Raw genomic sequence first — 20,514 nt, forward strand, 5'->3', positions numbered from 1 at the left:
CCTCAACAGGAGTTATCCGCATGTCCCTTGCGCACGATGTGATCGCTACCGCCCGCGATGAAGTCGGGTACCAGGAAGGCCGCTCGGGCGGCCACTGGGACAACATCCAGAAGTACGCGCCCGCCGTCCCCGGACTGGAATGGGCCCAGGGCGAAGCGTGGTGCCATACCTTCGTGAGCTGGTGCTTCCAGGAAGCAGGCGCCGCCGATCTCGCACCCGTCACTGCCTCCTGCGCGGAGGGCGTCGAGTGGTTCCAGGACCGGGGCCGCTACACCGACTACCCGGTGATCGGCGGCGTCGTCTACTACGGCCCCGGCGGCGGCTCCCACACCGGCATCGTCGTCGCGTATACGGACGACGAGATCACCACCGTGGAAGGCAACACCAACGACGACGGTTCGGCCGAGGGTGACGGCGTCTACCTCAAGACCCGGTCCCGCAAGAGCTCTTACATCCACGGGTACGGGATCCCGGACTACCCCGAGGGGGTAGTCGTCGCCGATCCCTCCTGGCGCGGACAGCGGGGCGTCACCTACTTCGGTCACGAAGCCTCGGCGGACGACATCCCCGACGGCGACCGCGCCTCCGACCGCGACCGCGGGAACGCTGGCGGTTTCGAGCCCTTCCCCGGCGAATCGTTCTTTCGCGGCGCCCCGTCCTCCCCGATCATCACGGCCATGGGCCGACGGCTCGTGGCTGAAGGATGCTCGGCATACCGGGAAGGCCCCGGCCCTCAGTGGACCGGCGCCGACCGCGCCTCGTTCGCCCTCTGGCAGAAGAAGCTGGGCGACGCGCCGGAGTTCCGCGACGGCTGGCCCGGCCCCCGTCAGTGGGCCGCGCTCAAGGTCCCCCGCAGCTGAGATCCCCAGACCCGACCCAACGAGTGCACTTGCCCAGAACCGCACTGTCCCCCGAGGCGATCGTCACCACCCTGCACGGGGCCGGTCTCGACCTCGCGCTGTTCGCCACCTGGCGCACGCCCACCCCCACGTGGACGCCGTCCGGAATCCTCCTCGAACCGACGGCGAACGACGACTCCGACCCGGCTGGCCGGTGCTGCAACAGCCCCTCGTGGAACGCCGTGGTCAGCCGGTCCGGCACCGTCATCCTCACCACTCCGCGGCCGACTCGCGCGGCGGCGGACGGCCAGGACGCCTACCGGATCGCCGCCGTGCACCCCGGCCTCCGCACCGTGCAGTGGCCCCCGGGCCAGCTCGACGCGCTCACCCGAGCCACAGCGGCCCTGTGCCGCGCGCACAAGTGGGGTCCGGACAAGATCACCGGCCCGGCCGTGGAACGGCTCGGCCTGCCCCTGCACGGCATGCGCGAACGGGTCGGACAGCTGCTCACCGTCCTGCCCGGACACCCCGCACCCCCGCCGGAACGGGAGCCATACCCCGGGCCGGACTGGTTCCGCGCCTACCCGTACTCACCGGTCGTCGCGGCCGTGGGCCGGCGGCTGGCCGAGGAAGGGGTGGCCGACTACCCGCCCGGCCCGCAGTGGGCACCCGCCGACCGCCACGCCTACGCCCGCTGGCAGCAACGCCAGGGCCTCACCGGGCCCGCCGCCGACGGCTGGCCCGACCCGACTACATGGGACGCCCTGAACGTCCCTTCTACCACCTGCTGAACGAAGAGATCACCGTGACCGACGCGACCCGCCGCACCATCCGCACCACCGTCCAGACCGCCGTCACCCTCGCCGCGCTCCTGCCCGCCATCGTCTCCGCCGCCGGTATCCCCGAGACCCTCCCATGGGCAGCCGGCGCCCTCGCCCTCGCCGCCGGACTGACCCGAGTGATGGCCATCCCGGGCGTCCAAGCGCTCCTGCCCGTCTGGCTCCGCACCGCCCACCCAGACGAGGCCCCCGGCCTCACTCGTGAGGGCGGCGCGTGACCGACCCCGCCCCGAACGACACAGCGGCCGTCGCCCTGGAACTCGAACGCCTCCGCGGCACCATGGAGGCCGGGTTCGCGCGGGTCGACGGCGCGCTAGCACTCCTTGTCCAGCGCTCCGACCAGAGCGAACGACAACTGGCCGAACACGAAACCCGCCTCGGCGCCCTCGAACGCTCACGATGGCCGCTGCCGAGTATCGCCGCCCTCGTCGCGGTGCTCGGCCTCGCCGTCACCATCTGGCAGGCTACCAACGCCCACTGACACAACACGCCCCCACTGTCGGCTCCATGCTGACAGCGGGGGCGTTTCGTCGTATCAACGACCCGTTGACCAGCCGCTGTCAGGCCACCGCCAGCGCCGCGATGCGTGCGCGGGCTTCCTTGACCTTGGGCTCCGATTGGTGCGAGGCGAGTGCGTTCCGGACCTCTTGCAACCGTTCGACACCCCGTTGGGTGTGGATGCCCGTACCGATGAACCGGAGGGCGCGATCGGTCGCGTCAAGGGCCCCGTCCAGGTCGCCGGCGTGATGGTAGGCAAGAGCCAGAGTGCCGCAACGGACGGCCTGGTCACGCGGCGCGGCATGGGTGACTGACTTCTCCAATGAGTCAGTTGCCCGCGAAGCTTGTCCGCTTGCCAGCAGGAAGCGGCCCTCGGTGGAGCGGAGCTGCGATTCGCCATACCAGCGCAGATAGGCCGGTCGGTCGTTGCCGCTGCGTTCCAACGCCGCAAAGGCGCGGTTCAGTGACTGAGCTGCCCTCTTATGATCCCCCGCCTTGCAATAGACGGTCGTCTCGTGGGCGGCAAGAGAGGATTTCATGAACGCTGGCACTCGGTTGCTGACGCTCGCTGCGGACTCCATGAGCCCGACGGCGGCGCGCTGTTCCTTGTGGTTCGTGGCTTGCGCCGCCATGAAGCACAACGTGTGGGCGCCGAGCATGTCGTCGTCGGCTGTTTTCGCTGCCCGCAGGGCGCCGGCATAGTTCTTCTGTGCAGCCGCTTGGAGCCCGGCGTCGTAGCTCATCCAGCCGAGGAGACAGCCAACTTCGGCTGCGAGGGCGAAGAGCCTTTGCCCGATCGCCTCTGTATAGCGACTATTGGTGATCATGCCTGTGATGAGACGCAAGTCTCCGCGCGCCGCGTCGATGAAGTCCACCCCGCCGGTGTCCTGCTCCATGCCGCGAATCGATTCGATTCGCTGGGCCATACGGTCAACCGTGCGGCTGGTGATTGTGTCACCTTTTGTGGCTGCCGCTAGTGATGGGTCGGCATTGGCCCACTGTGCACCAATGCCGACTAGTGCGGCGCCACTGATCCCGATAAAGCCCCTTCGGTCCACTGGTTCACTCCCAGAAAGTGCCGTCAGAACCTCCAGCGTAGACCTCTGATCCCATGGCCCCGCAATGAGTTGATCGTCCCAAGCGGGAAGCCACCGGGGCCACGGCACCTTGCCGACCATCACCGGCGGTACGCGAAGGTAGTCGGCGATCACCAGTTGCGCGAGCATTTCGGGGTCGTGATCTCCCCTCTCCCACTTGAAGATGGTTGAGCGAGTCGTGCCCAAGTGGTGTCCGAGGGCCTCCCCGTGGCGACAGATGGTTGTCGCGAACTGGGTCTTCCCCATGCCGAGCTGAACGCGAACGTAGGTAAGGGGATGGCGTAGAACGGCTGGCCTAACGTCGATCACAGCAACACTCCTCTGCTGATGATGTGACAAGTTAGCGTGATCAACACCGCTGTCCCAGAGGGCGCGTAGAGGATTGAAACCCATGTGAAACCTTCCGGTCACTGCGCCTCCAGGTGGATGGTCGTTGCGTCGGCCCAGGGGCCAGCAGGGCGCCGAGGATGCATCGTGCCGTCAGAAACAGGATGCTGCGCGTCCGTCCTGGGCCGACACCTGCCAACGACTCTCGGGGCCATCAGGCCACGGTAGTTGGATCATGAGATGGAGTGGTCCAGATGGCACACCGCAAGCGTGCCGTGAAGGAAGGCCGTGACGGCGGGGGAGCGCAGGGCGGCTCCGGCGCGAGGTCCCGGCACACCGCACCTGTGACCCCCGACTGGGTTGCGCTTCAGGTGCGCGTCCGCGACATGTCCACGGGCCGTGTCGGCATTATCCGCGGTATCGGCGACCCCATCCGGATGTCCGACGATCCGCCGCCCGATTACGTCTGGCTCCTGCCTGTCGGTGGTGGGTTCGAGTGGCCGGCGGCCATCGGCGACCTTGAGCGTCACCAGGAAGAGACGCCCGCGTGAGCGGGAATGCCGACGAGCTCAAGTCCTACGGGTCTGTCGCAAGGCCAAATACACCTACCGGACGCCAAGTTAAATCTATGAGTGAACTGAATCGTCCTGACCAGGAAGGGGGTAAGACCGTGCAGGAGCACGAGGACCGCCCGGACGACAGCGATCCGCCCATGCGGCGTCAGTTCGTGGCCAACCGGTCCGGCACGGTTGTGCACACCCCGGCACCCGCCAGGGTTCGCCAGCCCAGCCCGACCACCGAAGGAAGGGGCGCACGGTGACCGGAAGCGCCGTCAAACTCGCGGACTCCCCGTTGAGGTACAAAGCCACCCGCACCACCTTGAAATACGTACCCCACACAATCACCGTCCACCCGGACCTCATCATCTACGGCGCGAACTGCTGCGGCTGTGACTGGAAGACCCGGGGGCACGACGACCAGACACAGGCGTTGGACGAATGCTTGGCTCACTCCGGGCGATCAGGTCACAGATCCTTCCGGCCCTTAAGCGAAGGGTTCGCCTTCGTGGTGCGCGCGGACGAGAAGGTGAAGGAATGACTGGCGAAGCACGCGGGAGCCGACGCCCGTCAGTCAGCACGGCCGTTGTGTCCGTTCCTCTCTCCAGCGGGCCGCCCGCCATGCCGACCCCCGACATGCCCGCCGCGACGCGCGCCCACTACACCCCCGTGCTCAAACCGGCGGCGCCGTGCGTCACGAGCGAGTGGGAGCCACGCCGCCGCATGTGCCCTGGCGGAGGCGAGGACATCGAGAGCCACCCGGCAGACCCCAATTTCTTCCGGTGCGACCGGCACGGCGTGTCGCTCTTCATCAAACCGCCGAACCCGGAGCACGTCCCGTCGGCATCCGTCGGCCTCCCTGCACGGGTCCGGTACCCCTCCCCCTGATTCCTGCCTCTCCGCTATGTCCGCGGCAGCCGCCCCCGAGGCCCCGGCAGAGAGGCAGGCAACACCCCGCTCCGCCGTGGGTAGCGAGCCAGAGCCGGCGGGGCGGGGCCCAAGCCCCCGCGTCGACCTCCCCGTCAGATGGGGTGTGTCGGAGCGGGTCGCACCACTACGCCCGGACGATGGGCGATTGCCCAACGCTCTTGCTGGCGTTCACCCGTCGCGCAAGGGTGCTGGCAGCTCTTGAGAACCATCCACACAAGGAGGATCACGTGAGCACCATGGTTTCGGCTCCGCTTCCCTTCGGGATGCGGCACCTCATCCCCGTGAGCACCGACGCGCCGGCGCTGCCGGAAGGCGGCCGGTTCGACGAGGCGCTTCAGATCGGCGTCACGGCTGCCGGGAACCCCTGGCACGCGCTCATGGACGGTGACACCAAGACGGAGACCACGCCTGACGGCCACGGCAGCGGAACCGACGGAGACGGTACGGACCTGTACTGATGCCCGACGAGACGGTGTTGGTCGTCACCAACCGACTGGACGCGACCAGTGACCCGGTGATCGAGGAACTGGCCCGCCGACGCGTGCGGGTTGTCCGGTTCGACACGGGCGACTTCCCTACCGCCTCCCGCCTGGCCGCGACCCTCACGGGTCGCGGCTGGGCCGGGGCACTCGCGGTCGGGGACCACATTGTTGACCTCGCTGAAGTGCGTTCGGTGTGGTGGAGGCGGCCCGGTGAGTTCCGCATGCCCGACGGCTGGCCGGAGGATGCCCGCGCGTTCGCCGCCTCCGAAGCGCGGTCCGGGCTGCTGGGCGTCCTGTCTTCCCTGCCTGCCCTGTGGGTCAACCACCCGTCGAAGAATGCGGCCGCCAACTACAAACCACATCAGCTGGCCGAAGCCGCGCGCTGCGGCCTGGATGTCCCGCGCACCGTCATCACGAACGACCCGACGCACGCACGAGAGTTCATCGGCCTTGACCGTGTGGTCTACAAGGCTCTGGGCGGAGGTGTGGAGCGCTCTGACGGGACCCGTGCGACCGTCCCGACGACGCTGGTCGCCGCGGAGCAGGTCGACGCCTCTGTCTCCGGGACCGCCACTCTCTTTCAAGAGCATGTGGTGAAGGCGTTCGAAGTGCGGCTGACGGTGATCGGAAACCGCCTGTTCCCCGTCGCGATCCATGCCGGATCCGAGGCCGCCCGGCTGGACTGGCGCACCGACTACCCGTCCCTGCGTTACGAGGCCATCACGTTGCCCCCAGCGGTGGAGGCCGGTGTGCGGCGCCTGATGGACGCGTTCGGTCTCTTCTTCGGGGCCGTCGACTTCGCCGTAACTCCCGACGGCGAATGGAAGTTCTTCGAAGTCAACGCCAACGGGCAATGGCACTGGCTGACTCGTCATGTCGACATGCCCATGGTGGACGCCATGGCTGACGCCTTGGAGAAAGGAACCGTGCAGTGACCGTCACCGATCTCGACTGGCACCCCCATGCGACATCCCTCGCCGAGACCGTCGCCGCGAACGCACCGGCCTGGAGGGACGCGGTCGCTTCCATGCCCCGGCACCTCCTCGTACCGCGCTGGTGGAACAGGAGCAGGGACGTCCCCGGCGGCTGGACCCTCAGCGACGGCCCCGCCTCCCCGCGGGACTGGATGAACGCGGCCTACTCCGACACGACATTGGTCACCCGGGCCGGCGCGCTGCACGCGGACCACGCCGGAGACGGGCAGACCGGCATCGGCGAACCCACGTCGTCCTCCACCATGCCCGGTCTCGTCGTCACGATGCTGCGACTCCTCGATGTCCAGCCCGGCATGACCGCCGTCGACGTCGCCACCGGCTCCGGATACTCCGCCGCGCTGCTGTCACAGGTCCTCGGCGGCAACGCCGTGCTATCCGTCGACGTCGACCCCTACCTGACACAAGCCGCCGGTCAACGACTGGCCGCCCTCGGCATTCGGCCCAGCATCGAAACGGTGGACGCAACCGGCCCTCTTCCCGCCGACGGGTTCGATCGCCTGGTAGCCATGGTGTCGGCCCGGGGAATCCCCGCGTCATGGCTCACCGCCGTCCGCCCAGGCGGCCGGCTGGTGACCACCATCGCCAACACCTCGCTGATGGTCATCGCCGAAAAGCACACCGACGGCACCGCAACCGGGCGCATCGCGGCCGAGCAGGGGCATTTCATGACCGTGCGCAGCGCACTGGACTACCCCACCCGGCTTCCCGAGGGATACCGCCACGCGCGGGAGGCAGAGGGCGAGGAGGTGACCAAGGGCCGCCGCCCGCTCCCGGACTGGTGGAACGAGCCGGACCTTTCCATGATCTTCGAACTCGCCGCGCCGAACACGGTCGTACAGACCATGGAACGGGATGGACAGCGGATGCTGTGGCTGTTCCAAGACGACGGTTCATGGGCCCGCGCAACGGCCACAGGTGACGAACTCCCGGTCATCCACCAATCCGGACCCCGCCGCCTGTGGACCGAACTGGAACAGGCCGAGGCCCGCTGGGACGCCGCCGACCGCTTCGATCTACGGGAACTGTCCGCGTCCTTCGCGCCGGACGGCGCTGTCCTGACCGGTCCGGCCGGCTGGTCCGTTCACCTCTGAACCCCGCCCGACCTTCGGACTGGTTCCAGCCGGTACCCCATGCCGGGGCCCCGCTCGCGCGCCGCAGTTCGGTGCGCGAGCGGGCTCGCCCTTAAGCGGCCATCCCCAGGTAGCGGCGGCCGGTCCGCTCGGCTACCCCGAAATGGTCGCCCACTGTCCGGCCGGTCACCGGGCGGCCGCTGGCGCGCAGTGCGGCCACGGCCGCACGCACGTGCTCCGGCTCGGGAACCCCTTGGCCGATCTGGCGCGCCCGGCCACGGCCAGCGGTCACCTTGGGCTGTGCGGCCACCGCGGACAGCCCAGGAAGGGTGTCCTCCACCGGCCCGCCGGCATCGGCGGCCACGCCTTGCACTGCGGCCACTGGGCCAACGGCCGTGGCCGGAACGGCCAGGGCGTCCGGCCCCGGATCCCGTGGTGCTATGGCCGTCGTGGCCGCGGCTACGGCCACCTCGTCCGCCGACCGACCGGCGTGCGGTTCGACATCGGCCGCCCCCTTCGCCGTCGCCTCGTCCACGGTGGCCACTTCCCCGGCCACCGTGTCCGGCACAGCGGCCTTGGCCGCACGGGCGGCCGAGGGCATGTGCATCATGTGCGCGACCACCACGGGCGGCGCGGCCGACACCGCGGCCACCAGCCATGCCGACCCCTGCACGAACCCCGCCGCCATCAGGTGCGCGGTCACCTGAAAGGCCAGGGCGAGCGCGAGGGCGCCGGCCGCACCCACCACCGCCGACCTGCGTCCCGGCGCGTCCTTCGGCATCTTGGCCGCGACGTACGCCGCGACCGCCCCATAGGCCGACACCACCAGAGGCATCACCCACGCCACCGACCGCGACCATCCCGCGACCACCGCGAGATCGAACTCGCCCGGGGCGGACATCGTCAGCGCGGCGGCCAGGACCAGCCACATGTACCAGGGCATCCGCTCCTCGTTCACTGCCCCGCCTCCCCGTTCACGCGCAGACCGGCCACGATCGCCCGTGCGGCGTCGTCGCAGCCCTCACACAGCCATTCGCCCAGCCGTACCCGCACGAACGGCCCGTCCGTGTCGCCGAAGTCCCAACACTCCATAGGCCCGACGTGGTTCACGCCGCCACCCCCGCCGTGCGCGCACGCAGCAGACCACGAATCGCCGCTCCGCCACGCAACGCCGCCTCGACAGCCCCCGCCACGCCGGCCTCGGCCTCGTCGCAGCGGCAGGACGGACACAGGGTCTCGCCGTCGACCGGCAGGAACAGCCGCGGCTGGTCGTGCTCACCTCTGCACTCCCGCATGTCGGCGACGCGCGGCCTGGACTCCGCCTCGGCCACGCGACGACGGTCGGCGGCACGCTGCTCAGCGAACGTCGGTGCGGCCGGGCGCTTACGCGTCAGCCGGTCACGGACCAGTCCCGCCGGGGAATGCACCTGATCGGGAAGCCACTGGGTCAGCGCCTCACGGATGTCCGCGACGGTGGCGCCGCGCTGCAACCAGTCCCCGGCCAAGGGTGCCAGGACCCGCACGTCATGCCCGGACAGACGCAATCGCGGCTCACCGTGCGAGACGGCCGCCAGGGCTTGCCCACCGCGTTCGACCAACGGCGCGGGCACCGTGGACGGTGCCGTGGCCGTCAACGCCGGGGCGGGTGCTGGGGATGGCTGATCACCCTCCCACCCTCCGTCGGGCCTCTCGTCCTGTGCGGGGTCCGGCCGCCTGGTGCCGCCCGGGGAGGGAGGGTTGGGGTTGTTCTCAACAGTCTTCTTAGGGAGACGGCCGACGGCCCGGCCCTTCGGCTCACCGGTGGCCGGAGACTGGCCACTCGGCCGCCCGCCCCGTGCCTGGTCTGCCTCCTCAGCTGTCAGCGGCACGTTGCTGATCATCTGTTCGGTGGACCAGCGGCCCCCGTCGCCCTGTTGCCGCCACTCGTGCAAGAAGCCTTCGGCAGCAAGCTCACGCTTGGCCCGGGTGAACGCCGACTTTCCGATGCCCGCGCGCTTCGCAGTGTCCGACAGCGCTTCCAGCGCCTCATCCGCCATCGATAGCGCCCAGGTCAACAACCGGACTGCGTCCGACGACAGGCGGGGGTGACGAATGATCTCGTTGGGCACCTGCGAGTAGAAGCGCGCAGGCGATATAGCATGCCTAAGCATCCCGGGGAGCTCCAGTCTCCTCGTGGTGTAGACCCCTGGCCGGTGTTAGCGCACCGTCCGGGGGTCGCTTCGTTTTCGGCACGAAGCAACCTGATGCGGGCACCGTACCCCATGATCCGCGCGACGATCCCGCCTTGGTCCGCCTTCACTGAAAACCACGCAGCGTGATGGCAAGCCGAAGCGTCGCCGCCGTACCGCATGCTGCCGCAGCGACGGAGGACGCCGAGTTGCCTCGCTCGCGAGTCGCGCCACAAACGCAGCGGCGGCCACCGCCCCGACACCCCTGGCAACGCCTGTAATCCGTGTTGCACGTGCAACACGGAGCGGCCCGAGGCTGCACACAACGGACACGCGCTGACACAGAACGACCCTCTATGTCCGGGTTCTCAGAAGAAACCGCAGGTGAGACGCATCACGTGGACGGGTTCAAATCCCACCGCTACCGCCAGTGACACCCCTCCGCCCACGGCGACGTGGACGGAGGGGTGTTCCGCGTTCACGGGCCCGCCACCCGCGCGGTCATCCCTGCGGGACGCTGCCCAGCCAGAGGGTGTCGCGGGCACGGGTCATGGCGACGAAGAGCCGGCTGCGGGCGAGTTCACGGCGTTCGTGCGCGCTCTCGTCGCCGGGGGCGCCGCCGTGCAGGCCGTCGTCGTGCCGGGGCAGATAGACGTGCTTGAACTCCAGGCCCTTGGCCCGCCGGTAGCTGCCGAGCTTGAGGCCCTCCACCGGCTGTCCGTCGTAGTGCTCCAGCAGGCACACGGGGATGCCCGCCCGGGTCAGGAGCTGCTGGTAGTGCCGGAGGGCGGCCCAGGACGGGCAGAGCACCGCGACGTCGGCCCAGGGCCGTGCGGGCCGCGTCGCGGCGTCGGCGCGGAGCGCCTCCAGGAGCGCCCGGTCGTGCTCGGCGACCGTGGCCTCCGTCACGCGGACGACATGGCCGTCGTGATAGGTGAGATCCACTTCCCGGCGCCCGGGGACGCGCACACCGTCGAGGTCCTCGAAGGCGTCCTCGGCGACCACGGCCAGGGCGGCGTCCAGGATCTCCTTGGCGTTGCGGTAATTGACGCGCAGCACCTGCCCGCGGCCGCCCCTGATGTCGACGCCCGCGTCCGACAGCCGGAACCCTCCCGGATAGACGGCCTGCTGGCCGTCGCCGATCAGGAGGAGGCCGTCGGGCGCGTCGCCCACCAGGGCGTGCAGGAGCCGCACCCCGACCAGGCTGAGGTCCTGGACCTCGTCGACGACGACCGCGCCGTACGGCGACCGGTCCGGGTGCGCGCGGGCCTCTTCGAGGGCGAGCGCCAGGATGTCGTCGAAGTCGTGCACGCCACGGGCTTTCCGGATCCGCTCGTACTCCTCGTAGAGAGCCCAAGCGGCCTCGCGCTGGGGGCGCCGGAGCCGGGTCGACCGGCGGAGCCGGGGCAGCACCGCGTACTCCTCGAACGTGGTGATGCCCCGGCCCTTGATCACATAGCTGATCTCGTCCTGCCAGTAGCCGGGCGCGACCTCGATCCCGCCGAGGCGGCCGTCCCGGCCCACGTTCTTCCAGGCCAGGCTGAAGGCGGTCTCGGCCTTCTCCTTGTGGAGGTGGCTGGCTATGCCGCGCTCGTGGAGGAACTCCTGGGCCCAGGCGTGCAGGCTGCGGAAGTCGACGCGGTGGGCCACGGCGGGGGCCATGGTGCGCAGGAAGGTGCCCTGCACCCGGGGAAGGTTCTTGGCGAAGGTGACGTACAGGACCCGGCCGCTGGTCCGCTGCGCGAGGTGGGCCGCGCGGTGCAGGCCGACCACGGTCTTGCCCGTGCCGGCGGGCCCGCTGATCCGCGCCGGCCCCGACCACCTGCGCCCGACCAGACCGGTCTGGTCGGGGTCGAGGAAGGTCATCCACTCCTCGATCGGCGCCGCGCGGGCCGCCTCCAGCGCGGCCTCACGCAGCTTCCCGACATCGAACAGCGTCGTGCCGTCCTCGGGCGGCGCCGGGCGGGCGGGCGCCCCCGCCGGGACGGCACTCCCCTCGTACGCGGGGAAGACCCCCTCCAGGTGGTCGGCCACCGCGCGGACCATCGCCGGGCGCAGCCGGAGCCGCTCCGCGAGGAGTGCCGGGCCCACCTCGCCCTCGCCGAGCAGCCGCACGCGTCCGAGCCCGGCGCTCACGCGCTGCCCGGCGAAGACCATGAGGGGCTGGACGGCCACCGGCGACATGCCGAGAGCCGAGACCGCCCGCTCGGCCTCCTTCGTCAGGGCCAGCAGCTTTCCGTAGTCGCGGTCGCGGGATACGCCACCGGCGCTCAGGTGCCCGTCCGAGACCTCCGGGCGCGACCGCCAGTTCTTGACGTCGATGACGAAGACGCCGCCCGGACCGATCAGCAGCATGTCGACATTGGCGGAACGCGTGCCGGGCCAGCGCCGGTCCACCAGCAGCCGCCAGCCCCGCTCCGTGAGGACGAGCAGCTGCGCGGCGACCCGCTGCTCACCCTCGCTCGCCGCCTCCCAGCGGGCGGCCTCCCCGCGCGCGGCCTGCCACTGCTCGCGCAGCAGCCGTTCCTGCCGCCGTGCCTCCTGCGCCCTGCGCGAGGCCGAGTCACCTGCCGCCATGTGCGCCCCCTCCCCCTTGGAATCGCGATCATAAAGCGGCGTGAGGCATCAGTGACAGGCCGTCAACTCGCGGTCCGTCAGCTTTCTTGCGGGCCGCGCACCAACTCCTCCTCCAGCACCTTCGCGAACGCCCTTATGCGGGAGTTCTCGTGGCCGGGGTGCCAGACCAGGCCGAGGGCGGAGTCCGGGAGGCCCGTGAGGGTGACGTAGGCGACGTCGCGGCGGTGGTGGTATTCGGCGGTGGAGTGGCACAGGAGCATCGCGCCGCGGTTGGCCGCCACGAGGGAGAGGCCCTCCTGGAGGGTGGCGACCATGGGGCCCGCGGGGACGGGGCGGCCGCCGGGGGTGCGGGTGGGGGCCTGGGCCTCGCGCCAGTACGCCGGGGCGGGGCCGCGGACGCCGACGAGCGGGGAGTTGGCGAGGTCCTCCGCGCACAGCGCCGTGCGGGACGCGAAGGGGTGCCGCGTGGAGACCGCGAGGTACTGCGGCTGGCGGGAGAAGACCGGGCCGAGGACGAGGGACTCCTCCGCCACCGGGAGCAGGACCACCGCGATGTCGACCTCGCCGCGGCGCAGCGGGCCGAAGGGGTCGGAGAGCGGCACTTCGGCGATCTCCGTGGAGCAGTCCGGGTAGCGGTCCTCGAAGAGGCTCACGACGGCCATGACGCGGTCGTCGGCGGTGCCCTGGAAGCCGACGCGCAGCCGCCCCGAGACACCGCGGGCGGCGACGCGGGCGTCCTCGACGGTGGCGCGGAGCGCGGCGTAAGCGGGGCGCAGGGACGCGAGGAAGTCCTCGCCGAGCGGGGTGAGACCCACACGCCTGCTGGTGCGTTCCACCAGACGGGCGCCGATGCGGCTCTCCAGGGAGCGCAGCAGCTGGCTGACGCGCCCCTGCGAGACGTACAGCCGCTCCCCCGCCCGCCCGAAGTGCAGTTCCTCCGAGAGCGCCAGGAAGCACTCCAGCTCGCGGATCTCCACGCCGCTCGCCGGCTTCCGGTGTCCTGCCATGGCTCTCGTGCCCCACTTCAGGTGGCGGCACCGGAGGGCCCCGCGCGCGCGTCCCCCCGGATACCGCGTCGATTAATCCACCTCATGGAAGCATGAGGACTTCGCGATTGTTCCCCCTGCTCAGGCCGGATTGGCTGGGCACATGGCAAAGATTGATGACCTGACCACCGAGGCACCGGCCCCCGGGAACGCGGCGGTGAGGGGGTGGCTCGCCGTGGTGGCGCTGGCGGCCGGGACCTTCACGGTCGTCACGTCGGAGATGCTGCCGGTGGGTCTCCTCACCCCGATCGGTGACGCGCTCGACGTCACCGAGGGCACCGCCGGCCTGACCCTGACCGGCACCGGCATCGTCGGCGCGGTCTCCGCCCCGCTGGTCACCTCCGCGGTCGGCCGGCTGGACCGGCGCCTCGTGCTCTGCGCGCTGATGGCGCTGCTCACCGCGGCGAACGTACTCGCCGCCTGGTCACCGAACTTCGCGGTCATGATGGCCGCTCGCGTGCTCGTCGGCATCGGCATGGGCGGCGTCTGGTCGCTCGCCGGCGGCCTGGCCGTACGACTGGTTCCGGCCAGATCCGCGGGTCCCGCGACGTCCATGGTGTTCAGCGGGATCGCGGTGGCATCGGTGCTCGGCGTGCCCGCCGGCACGTACATCGGTGAATGGGCCGGCTGGCGCGAGGCGTTCCTCGCGGTCGCGGCGCTCGCGCTCCTCGTGACGCTCGCGATGGCGGTGCTGCTGCCGCCGCTGCCCGCCGGGCGGGCGGTCGGCCTGGGCGGTGTGGTGCGGCTCTTCGGCAACCCCGAGGTGGCCACCGGGCTCGCGGTCGTGGCCCTGCTGGTGTGCGGTCACTTCGCGGCGTACACCTATGTGCGGCCCGTGCTGGAGGACGTCTCCGGCGTCGGGGCGAGCCTCATCGGCACCCTGCTGCTGGTCTACGGCGTGGCCGGTGTGGCGGGCAACTTCCTGGCGGGTTCCCGGGTCGGGAAGAGCATCAAGGGCACGCTGCTGACGATCAGCGCGGTGCTGGCACTGTCGGTGCTGCTGGTCCCGGAGCTCGGGGTCTCCACGCCGGGCGCGCTGATCCTGCTGGCGGTCTGGGGCATCTCCTACGGCGGTGTGTCGGTCAGCACGCAGACGTGGCTGGCGACGGCGGCGCCCCAGGCCCGCGAGGGCGTGACCTCGCTCTTCGTCGGCGTCTTCAACGGCGCGATCGCCGTGGGAGCCACGGCGGGCGGGCGGATGGCCGACGGCTTCGGCACCGAGTCGGTGATGTGGCTGGGCGGCGCGCTGGCCCTCGGCGCCCTCCTGGTGACGCTTTTCGGCCACGTGCCCAGGGCCGGTGCGGCACCGGCCGACTGACCCGGGCCAAAATGGAGTGGGCCGCTCCCCTTTGACCGGCGGCCGCGGAACCCCCGCCGCGGCCGCTGAAAACTTCTCAAATCCTCAAGTCTCGCGCAGCGAAACCCATGAGTGACGTGATTTTAAAAACTTGATGTCATTTCATTGTGAACCTTGTGCAGAGCACCCCCAGTTGTGCATGAATGGTGCAGGGCATCGCCGTTGAGGCGCCAGAGACGGGGGATACGAGGGGAACGGGGGGAATGGGCATGCGATCCGGCTGCGATGGTGCGGCCCGGCCACGGTCCGGCTCGAAGGACCTGGCTCGCGCCTCCCGGAGCACAAGGAGCGTGAAATGAACCCGCCCACCGCGAGCGTGAGAACGACCCCTTCCGCCGCACCGACCCCCGACCGCCACGGCACCGCGACGGGCTACGCGCGCCAGCTCGTACGCAAGCACCGGCCCACGCTGGAGCGGGCGTTGGAGACCATCCGCACCCGCGCGCACTGGACGCCCTACCCCGAGGACCCCCAGGCGTACGGCCCCGACGGTGCCGAGGCCGGTGAGGCCGCGTTCGGCCGCTCGCTGCACCGGCACTTCGCGCTGGACCAGCCGGGGCGCGACGGCGTGGTGGGGCCGTCGCCCGCCGAGGGCGGCGAGCGGTCGCCGTACGGGCCGGAGTTGGGGATCTCCTACGACCACCACGACCCCGCGGTCCTGCTGCCCGCCATGCGGGCGGCGATGCGGCGCTGGAACGAGGCGGCGGTCTGGACGCGCGCCGCGGTCTGCGCGGAGATCCTGGCCCGCGCCAACGCCCGCTCCCACGAGTTCGCCCAGGCGGCCGCGCACACCAGCGGCCTGGGCGACGTCCTGGCCTTCCGCGCCGGGGCCGTGCACGCGCAGGACCGCGGCCTGGAGGCCGTCGCCCACGCCGTCGCCGAGCAGACCCGGCTGCCCGACACCGCCGCGTGGCGCAAGCCGCAGGCCGGCGCCCGGCCCTTCGTGGTCGACAAGGGCTTCACGCTCCGGCCGCGCGGCGTCAGCCTGTTGATCGGCGACGGCGTCCTCCCCGCCTGGCACGGCTACCCCGGCCTCTTCGCCTCCCTGGCCACCGGCAACGCCGTGCTCGTCAAGCCGCACCCCCGGGCCGTCCTGCCGCTCGCGCTGACCGTCGGCGTGGCCCGCGACGTGCTCCGCGAGACGGGCTTCGACCCGGACCTGGTCTGCCTGGCCCCCGAGCGGCCCGGCGAGGAGCTGGCCAGGACCCTCGCCACCCACCCGGACGTGCGCATCGTCGACTACGCGGGCTCCGCCGCCTTCGGCTCCTGGCTGACGGCCCACGCCCGCCAGGCCCAGGTCTTCACCGGGCCGTCCGCCGTGCGCGGCCTGTTGATCGAATCCACCGCGCACTACCGCGACATGCTGGCCGACCTCGCCTTCGGCCTCGCGCTCCACAGCGGCCGGCTCCGCACCACCCCGCGGAATCTGCTGATCCCCCGCTCCGGCATCCCCACCGACGAGGGGCACAAGACGTATCCCGAAGTCGTCGCCGATCTCGGCGCGGCCCTCGGCACGCTGCTCGCGGACGACGGCGAGGCGAGCGCGCTGCTCGGCGCGCCGCTCGGGCCCGAGGTGCTCGCGCGGGTCGACGAGGCCGCGTCGGGCGTGCTCGGCGAACCGGCCGTGCGGCCGCGGGCCGTACGCCACCCGCGCCACCCGGACGCCGTGCTCCGCACGCCCGCCGTGGTGACGCTCGACGCCGGCCGCGCCGAGGACCTGGCGACGCTGTCCGCCGGGTGGCCGGGGCCCGTCTTCTTCGCCGTCGCCGTCGACTCCGCCGCCGCGGGGATCGAGCTGCTGACGCGCACGGCCCGCGAGCAGGGCGCCCTGTCCGCCGTCGCTTGCACCACGTCGCCGGACGTGGAGGCCGCGCTGACGGACGCCTGCGCGGACGCGGGCATCACGCTCTCACCGAACCTCAGAGGCAACCGGTACCTCACGCGGTCCGCCGTCCACTCCGACCCGCACGGCACGGGCCTCGGCCCGGCCGCCGACGCGGTCCACCGCGACGCCTCGTTCGTCACACGGCGCTTCCGCACGCTGGGCGTACGGCGGCTCGGCGCCCCGGGCTGAGTCCGGGGCCTTCCGCACGGCCCCTCCACACCCGCCCGTACCGCCCGACGACCAGACCCCAGGGAGGTGGATCACCCATGCTCACCACATTCAGCGCGCCCGTCGACCAGCCGCTCCGCGGCCGTGAGAGCGAGATGGCGCGCATCCATGACGTCCTCGAACACGGCCGCGCCGGTGGCCGCGCGGTGGTCGTCATCGAGGGCCGGCCGGGCTCCGGCAAGACCCGTCTGATGCGCGAGTGCGTGACCCTCGCGGACCGCCTCGGATATGTCACCGCCAGCTCCTCGCGGGCCGGCCGGGCGGCCCGCCCGGCCCGGGAGACGCGGCACCGCCTCCAGGCGCCCGGCCACCGCGAGGTGCCCGCCCGCCACCACGGCCCGGTCCGCCCGGTCCTCGTCCTGATCGACGAGTTCCAGGGCCTCACCGGCTGGGCCGAGCGCACCGCCGCGCTGCCCCGGGGGCTCCGCCACGACCACGTCGTGTGGGTGGCGGCCCGCCGCACCGGCATGGGCCCCGACCCCACCTGCGTCCTGCTCTCGGACCCCACCAGCCGCTGCGAGCGCATCGCCCTCGGCCCCCTGGCGCCGTCGGCCGCCCTGGAGCTCGCGGCCGACACCCTGGGCGCGCTGCCCTCGCCGCTGCTGCTCCGGCTGGTGGAACAGTTCCAGGGCCACCCCCGGCTGATCGTCGAGCTCCTCGCCGGGATGCGCGAGGAGCGGAGCATCGTCGTCGACGGCGCCGAGGCCACCCTGCTCACCAACCGGCTCCCCGACCGGCTGCGCGCCCGGGTGCGCAGGACGCTCTCGCAGTACAGCTCCGAGTGCCGCCAACTCCTGTGCGTGGCCGCCGTCCTGGGCACCGAGGTGGAGTACGAGGCACTGGCCACGATGCTGCGCACCGCGCCCTCCGCGCTGCTGCCCGTCATGGAGGAGGCGTGCGCGACCGGCGTCTTACGCCACGACGGCGCGCGGACCGTCTTCCACAACGAGCTGGTCCGGCAGATCATCGACGACTCGGTGCCGGCCGCGCTCAAACGCGCCCTCTACCGCGAGGCGGCGCTGCTCCGGGCCGTACGGCAGCCGCCCGTGGACGAGCCGGTACGCGTGCCCCCGCCGCATCCGGCGGCGGAGACCCCGGGCCACCACCCGCCGCCGCTCAGTGTCCGGCAGCACCAGCTGCTGCGGCTGGTCGGCGAGGGACTGACCAATCAGCAGATGGCCCGTCGGCTGGGCCTGTCCCCGCATACCGTCAACTATCACCTGCGGAAGCTCTTCAAGTGCTTCGGGGTGCACTCGCGGATCGATCTGCTCAGGGCCGCGGCCGGAGCGCATCGGGCGCTCTCGCTTGCCGACAGCAGGGAACTCTGACCGGATCCGTCGGGGAGGACCACACGTTTTCCTGTGGTCGCGGTTCGGGCGGCCTCAATCGCCGGCCGGGCTCCGGCTTGTGGTGGGTGCTGGGGAGCACGTTCAGGGCTGTGGGGCACGCCGGTCTTTTCCCTTCAGCCCGCTGGGGGCACCTCTGGGGGCACCCCCCACGCGGCGGAGCCGCCTATCGGACGCGGCCGGGAAGGGGCGGGGCTGGGGAAAACCCCCGCCCCGCCGGAGATCAGCGCGTGATCGCCCCCAAATACCGGTCCAGCGCCCTGTCCGGCAGCACTCGCGAAAGTACGGACAACCGCCAGACGTCCACCCCCACCCCGTACCGAGCCCGAGGCCGCGCCTCGGTAAGGGCCCGGGCGACAGCGCGGGAGAAATGCGCGGGCGTGGTCGAACTCGCCCTCGCGCTCCGCTCGTTCACCAAGAGAAAGCGGCTGAAAGGAACCCGGTACAGCGAAGCGACCCCCTCCGGCACGGACTCCAGCGCCGCCCGCCCCGCATCCGCCACCTTCCCCCAGATCGGCGTCATGATCGCGCCGGGCCGGACCACGGAGACGTCGACGCCGAAGCCGCGCAGTTCCCGGCGCAGGGCGTCCGTCAGGGCCTCCTTGGCGAACTGGGCCGCGGAATAGGCGCCCATGTAGGGGACGGCGACGCTGCCCAGGCCGGAGGTGACGTTGACGACGCGGCCGCGGCCGCGGCGCAGCATGGGGAGGAAGGCGCGGATGACGGCGAGCTGGCCGACGACGTTCGTGTCGAGCTGGCGGCGGAGTTCCTCGGTGGTGACGCACTCCAGGGGCGCGGCGACGCAGACGCCGGCGTTGTTGACGACGGCCCACAGGCCGTCGTCGCCCACGGCGGCCTCGATCTCCTTCACGGCAGCGGCGATCGAGGCGTCGTCGGTGACGTCGACGCGTACGGGGGTGAGCCTGCCGGACGCGGCGGCGGCCAGGTCGTCGCCGTCGCCCGGCCTGCGGACGCCCGCGAAGACGTGGAAGCCCGCCTCGGCCAGGTGCAGCACGCACGCACGGCCGAGGCCGGAGGACGCCCCGGTGACCAGGACCGCGCGGCCCGCTCCGCTACCGGACACGCGCCGCCTCCGCCGTGGTGTGGCCGGGGAAGGTGAGGGAGTCCTCCAGCGTGCGGGTGAGCCGCGCGGCCGGGAGGAACTTGAAGTAGGCGTCGCGGATCGGGCGTCGCACGGGGTTCTCCGACTGCTCGAAGTCGCTGATGCCGCGGGAGGCGGCCACCATGCCGCGGGCGCGCTCCCGGCGCTCGTCCTCGTAGCGGCGCAGCCCCCGGGTGAGGTCGTCGGCTGAGCCGAGCACGCGGGCGAGCACGGCGGCGTCCTCGATGGCCATGCCGGAGCCCTGGCCGAGGCTGGTGAGCATGGGGTGCGCGGCGTCGCCGAGGAGAGTCACCGGTCCTCTGCCCCAGCGTTCCAGGAAGGGCCGGTCGCGGGAGGGGACGGCGATGATGGACTCCTCGGGCGTCACCCGGATCGCCTTCTGCACCTCGTCGGCCCAGCCCGCGTAGGCGCGCAGGACCTCGGACTTGCCGCCCCGCCAGTCGCGGGACCGCGCGGCGGGCATGTTCTTGGTGCCCCACCAGTAGAGCCGCCCGCCGCCCATGTCGACGAGCCCGAACCGCTTGCCGCTGCCCCAGTAGTGGGTCACCGAGCCGCGGGTGAAGCGCGGGTGCTCGAAGGGCACGACGGCGAGCCAGACGATGTAGCCGCTGTCCTTGGAGCTCTCGCCGGGGCCGACGAGCTGGCGGCGGACGACGGAGTGGAAGCCGTCGGCGCCGATGAGCACGTCGCCCTCGGTCTCGCCGCCGTCCTCGAAGCGGACGCGTACGCCGTGGCCGCTCTCGTCGGTCTCGAACTCCCGCGCCGTCCTGCCGAGATGGACCGGGATGCCCTCGGCGGCTTCCAGCAGCGCCTGCTGGAGGTCGGAGCGGGTGATCAGGACGCTGGGCACGCCGAGCCGGGAGATGATGCCGGGGAAGGGGAACTCCCTGATCAGCCGGCCGCGGGCGGTCCTGACGTGGTACGACTCCAGGACCTGGCCGCGCTTCTCCAGGCCGAGGTCGACGCCGATCGAGTCGAGGGCCGCGATGGCGTTGCTCATCACGGACAGCCCGGACCCGGCGGCCTTGAGCTCGCTCGCCCGCTCGTGGACCTCGACGTCGAGTCCGGCCTTGCGCAGAGCGACGGCCGCGGTGAGGCCGCCTATGCCCGCGCCGATGACGACGGCCTTGCGGTTCTGCTTCTGACTCAT

At 71.5% G+C, this 20,514-nt stretch carries 20 protein-coding genes; 12 read left to right on the forward strand and 8 right to left on the reverse strand.

Annotated features, from left to right (window positions below; genetic code table 11):
- Nucleotides 1–20: 20 nt before the first annotated feature.
- Genes ACH427_RS19155 through ACH427_RS19170 form a run of 4 tightly spaced genes read left to right on the forward strand, consistent with a single transcriptional unit; the run spans nt 21 to nt 2,159 of the window.
- Nucleotides 21–860 carry a peptidoglycan-binding protein gene (locus tag ACH427_RS19155; RefSeq protein WP_398870679.1) on the forward strand — a complete coding sequence of 280 codons (840 nt, stop codon included), beginning with the start codon at nt 21–23 and terminating at the stop codon, nt 858–860.
- Nucleotides 861–889: 29 nt separating this feature from the next.
- Entirely contained in the window at nt 890–1,630 is a 741-nt protein-coding gene (locus ACH427_RS19160; RefSeq protein WP_398870680.1) for a peptidoglycan-binding protein, read from the forward strand.
- A gap of 14 nt (nt 1,631–1,644) precedes the next feature.
- Nucleotides 1,645–1,896: a hypothetical protein gene (locus ACH427_RS19165; RefSeq protein WP_398870681.1), complete on the forward strand. Its 252-nt coding sequence runs from the start codon at nt 1,645–1,647 to the stop codon at nt 1,894–1,896.
- On the forward strand, nt 1,893–2,159 hold the full coding sequence (locus tag ACH427_RS19170) for a hypothetical protein (protein WP_398870682.1): 267 nt from the start codon (nt 1,893–1,895) through the stop codon (nt 2,157–2,159). Before ACH427_RS19165 ends, ACH427_RS19170 begins: the two co-directional genes overlap by 4 nt.
- 79 nt (nt 2,160–2,238) lie before the next feature.
- Here ACH427_RS19170 and ACH427_RS19175 read toward each other — a convergent pair whose 3' ends face one another.
- On the reverse strand, nt 2,239–3,402 hold the full coding sequence (locus tag ACH427_RS19175; RefSeq protein ID WP_398870683.1) for a transcriptional regulator: 1,164 nt from the start codon (nt 3,400–3,402) through the stop codon (nt 2,239–2,241).
- Between the two features lie 452 nt (nt 3,403–3,854).
- On the opposite strand from ACH427_RS19175, the gene ACH427_RS19180 reads away from it, so the two are divergent.
- From ACH427_RS19180 to ACH427_RS19200, 5 genes are all read left to right on the forward strand, one after another.
- Nucleotides 3,855–4,151, forward strand: a complete 297-nt coding sequence (locus tag ACH427_RS19180) for a hypothetical protein (protein ID WP_398870684.1) — start codon at nt 3,855–3,857, stop codon at nt 4,149–4,151.
- 265 nt (nt 4,152–4,416) lie between these two features.
- Nucleotides 4,417–4,698 carry a hypothetical protein gene (locus ACH427_RS19185; protein ID WP_398870685.1) on the forward strand — a complete coding sequence of 94 codons (282 nt, stop codon included), beginning with the start codon at nt 4,417–4,419 and terminating at the stop codon, nt 4,696–4,698.
- A 616-nt stretch (nt 4,699–5,314) separates the two neighbouring features.
- Nucleotides 5,315–5,545, forward strand: coding sequence for a hypothetical protein (locus ACH427_RS19190; protein WP_398870686.1), 231 nt, complete (start codon nt 5,315–5,317; stop codon nt 5,543–5,545).
- Entirely contained in the window at nt 5,545–6,504 is a 960-nt protein-coding gene (gene tgmB / locus ACH427_RS19195) for an ATP-grasp ribosomal peptide maturase (protein WP_398870687.1), read from the forward strand. Before ACH427_RS19190 ends, tgmB begins: the two co-directional genes overlap by 1 nt.
- Nucleotides 6,501–7,655: a protein-L-isoaspartate(D-aspartate) O-methyltransferase gene (locus ACH427_RS19200; RefSeq protein WP_398870688.1), complete on the forward strand. Its 1,155-nt coding sequence runs from the start codon at nt 6,501–6,503 to the stop codon at nt 7,653–7,655. The genes tgmB and ACH427_RS19200 overlap by 4 nt, the downstream gene beginning before the upstream one ends.
- Before the next feature lie 91 nt (nt 7,656–7,746).
- On the opposite strand, the gene ACH427_RS19205 is transcribed toward ACH427_RS19200, so the two are convergent.
- From ACH427_RS19205 to ACH427_RS19225, 5 genes are all read right to left on the reverse strand, one after another.
- A complete protein-coding gene (locus tag ACH427_RS19205) occupies nt 7,747–8,592 on the reverse strand; it encodes a hypothetical protein (protein WP_398870689.1) in 846 nt (281 codons plus the stop codon).
- Nucleotides 8,589–8,744: a hypothetical protein gene (locus tag ACH427_RS19210; protein WP_398870690.1), complete on the reverse strand. Its 156-nt coding sequence runs from the start codon at nt 8,742–8,744 to the stop codon at nt 8,589–8,591. Before ACH427_RS19210 ends, ACH427_RS19205 begins: the two co-directional genes overlap by 4 nt.
- Nucleotides 8,741–9,742: a hypothetical protein gene (locus ACH427_RS19215; protein WP_398870691.1), complete on the reverse strand. Its 1,002-nt coding sequence runs from the start codon at nt 9,740–9,742 to the stop codon at nt 8,741–8,743. Before ACH427_RS19215 ends, ACH427_RS19210 begins: the two co-directional genes overlap by 4 nt.
- 561 nt (nt 9,743–10,303) lie before the next feature.
- Nucleotides 10,304–12,379 (reverse strand): UvrD-helicase domain-containing protein, encoded by a 2,076-nt coding sequence (locus tag ACH427_RS19220; protein ID WP_398870692.1) that lies wholly within the window; start codon nt 12,377–12,379, stop codon nt 10,304–10,306.
- A 77-nt stretch (nt 12,380–12,456) separates the two neighbouring features.
- The gene (locus ACH427_RS19225) at nt 12,457–13,386 is read right to left on the reverse strand and encodes a LysR family transcriptional regulator (protein WP_398870693.1); all 930 of its coding nucleotides are present in this window, start codon (nt 13,384–13,386) and stop codon (nt 12,457–12,459) included.
- 142 nt (nt 13,387–13,528) lie between these two features.
- On the opposite strand from ACH427_RS19225, the gene ACH427_RS19230 reads away from it, so the two are divergent.
- The 3 genes from ACH427_RS19230 (at nt 13,529) to ACH427_RS19240 (ending at nt 18,223) form a co-directional block, all read left to right on the forward strand.
- Nucleotides 13,529–14,743, forward strand: a complete 1,215-nt coding sequence (locus ACH427_RS19230; protein WP_398870694.1) for an MFS transporter — start codon at nt 13,529–13,531, stop codon at nt 14,741–14,743.
- 334 nt (nt 14,744–15,077) lie between these two features.
- Nucleotides 15,078–16,856, forward strand: coding sequence for a phenylacetic acid degradation protein PaaN (gene paaN / locus ACH427_RS19235; RefSeq protein ID WP_398870695.1), 1,779 nt, complete (start codon nt 15,078–15,080; stop codon nt 16,854–16,856).
- 77 nt (nt 16,857–16,933) lie between these two features.
- A complete protein-coding gene (locus tag ACH427_RS19240) occupies nt 16,934–18,223 on the forward strand; it encodes a LuxR C-terminal-related transcriptional regulator (RefSeq protein WP_398870696.1) in 1,290 nt (429 codons plus the stop codon).
- A 241-nt stretch (nt 18,224–18,464) separates the two neighbouring features.
- Here the strand turns inward: ACH427_RS19240 and ACH427_RS19245 are convergent, their stop codons facing one another.
- The gene (locus ACH427_RS19245; protein WP_398870697.1) at nt 18,465–19,325 is read right to left on the reverse strand and encodes an SDR family oxidoreductase; all 861 of its coding nucleotides are present in this window, start codon (nt 19,323–19,325) and stop codon (nt 18,465–18,467) included.
- Nucleotides 19,315–20,514 carry an FAD-dependent monooxygenase gene (locus ACH427_RS19250; protein ID WP_398870698.1) on the reverse strand — a complete coding sequence of 400 codons (1,200 nt, stop codon included), beginning with the start codon at nt 20,512–20,514 and terminating at the stop codon, nt 19,315–19,317. The genes ACH427_RS19245 and ACH427_RS19250 overlap by 11 nt, the downstream gene beginning before the upstream one ends.

Origin of the sequence: Streptomyces sp. NPDC020379, from assembly GCF_044387105.1 — a bacterium.
In the GTDB taxonomy this organism is placed as follows: Bacteria; Actinomycetota; Actinomycetes; order Streptomycetales; family Streptomycetaceae; genus Streptomyces.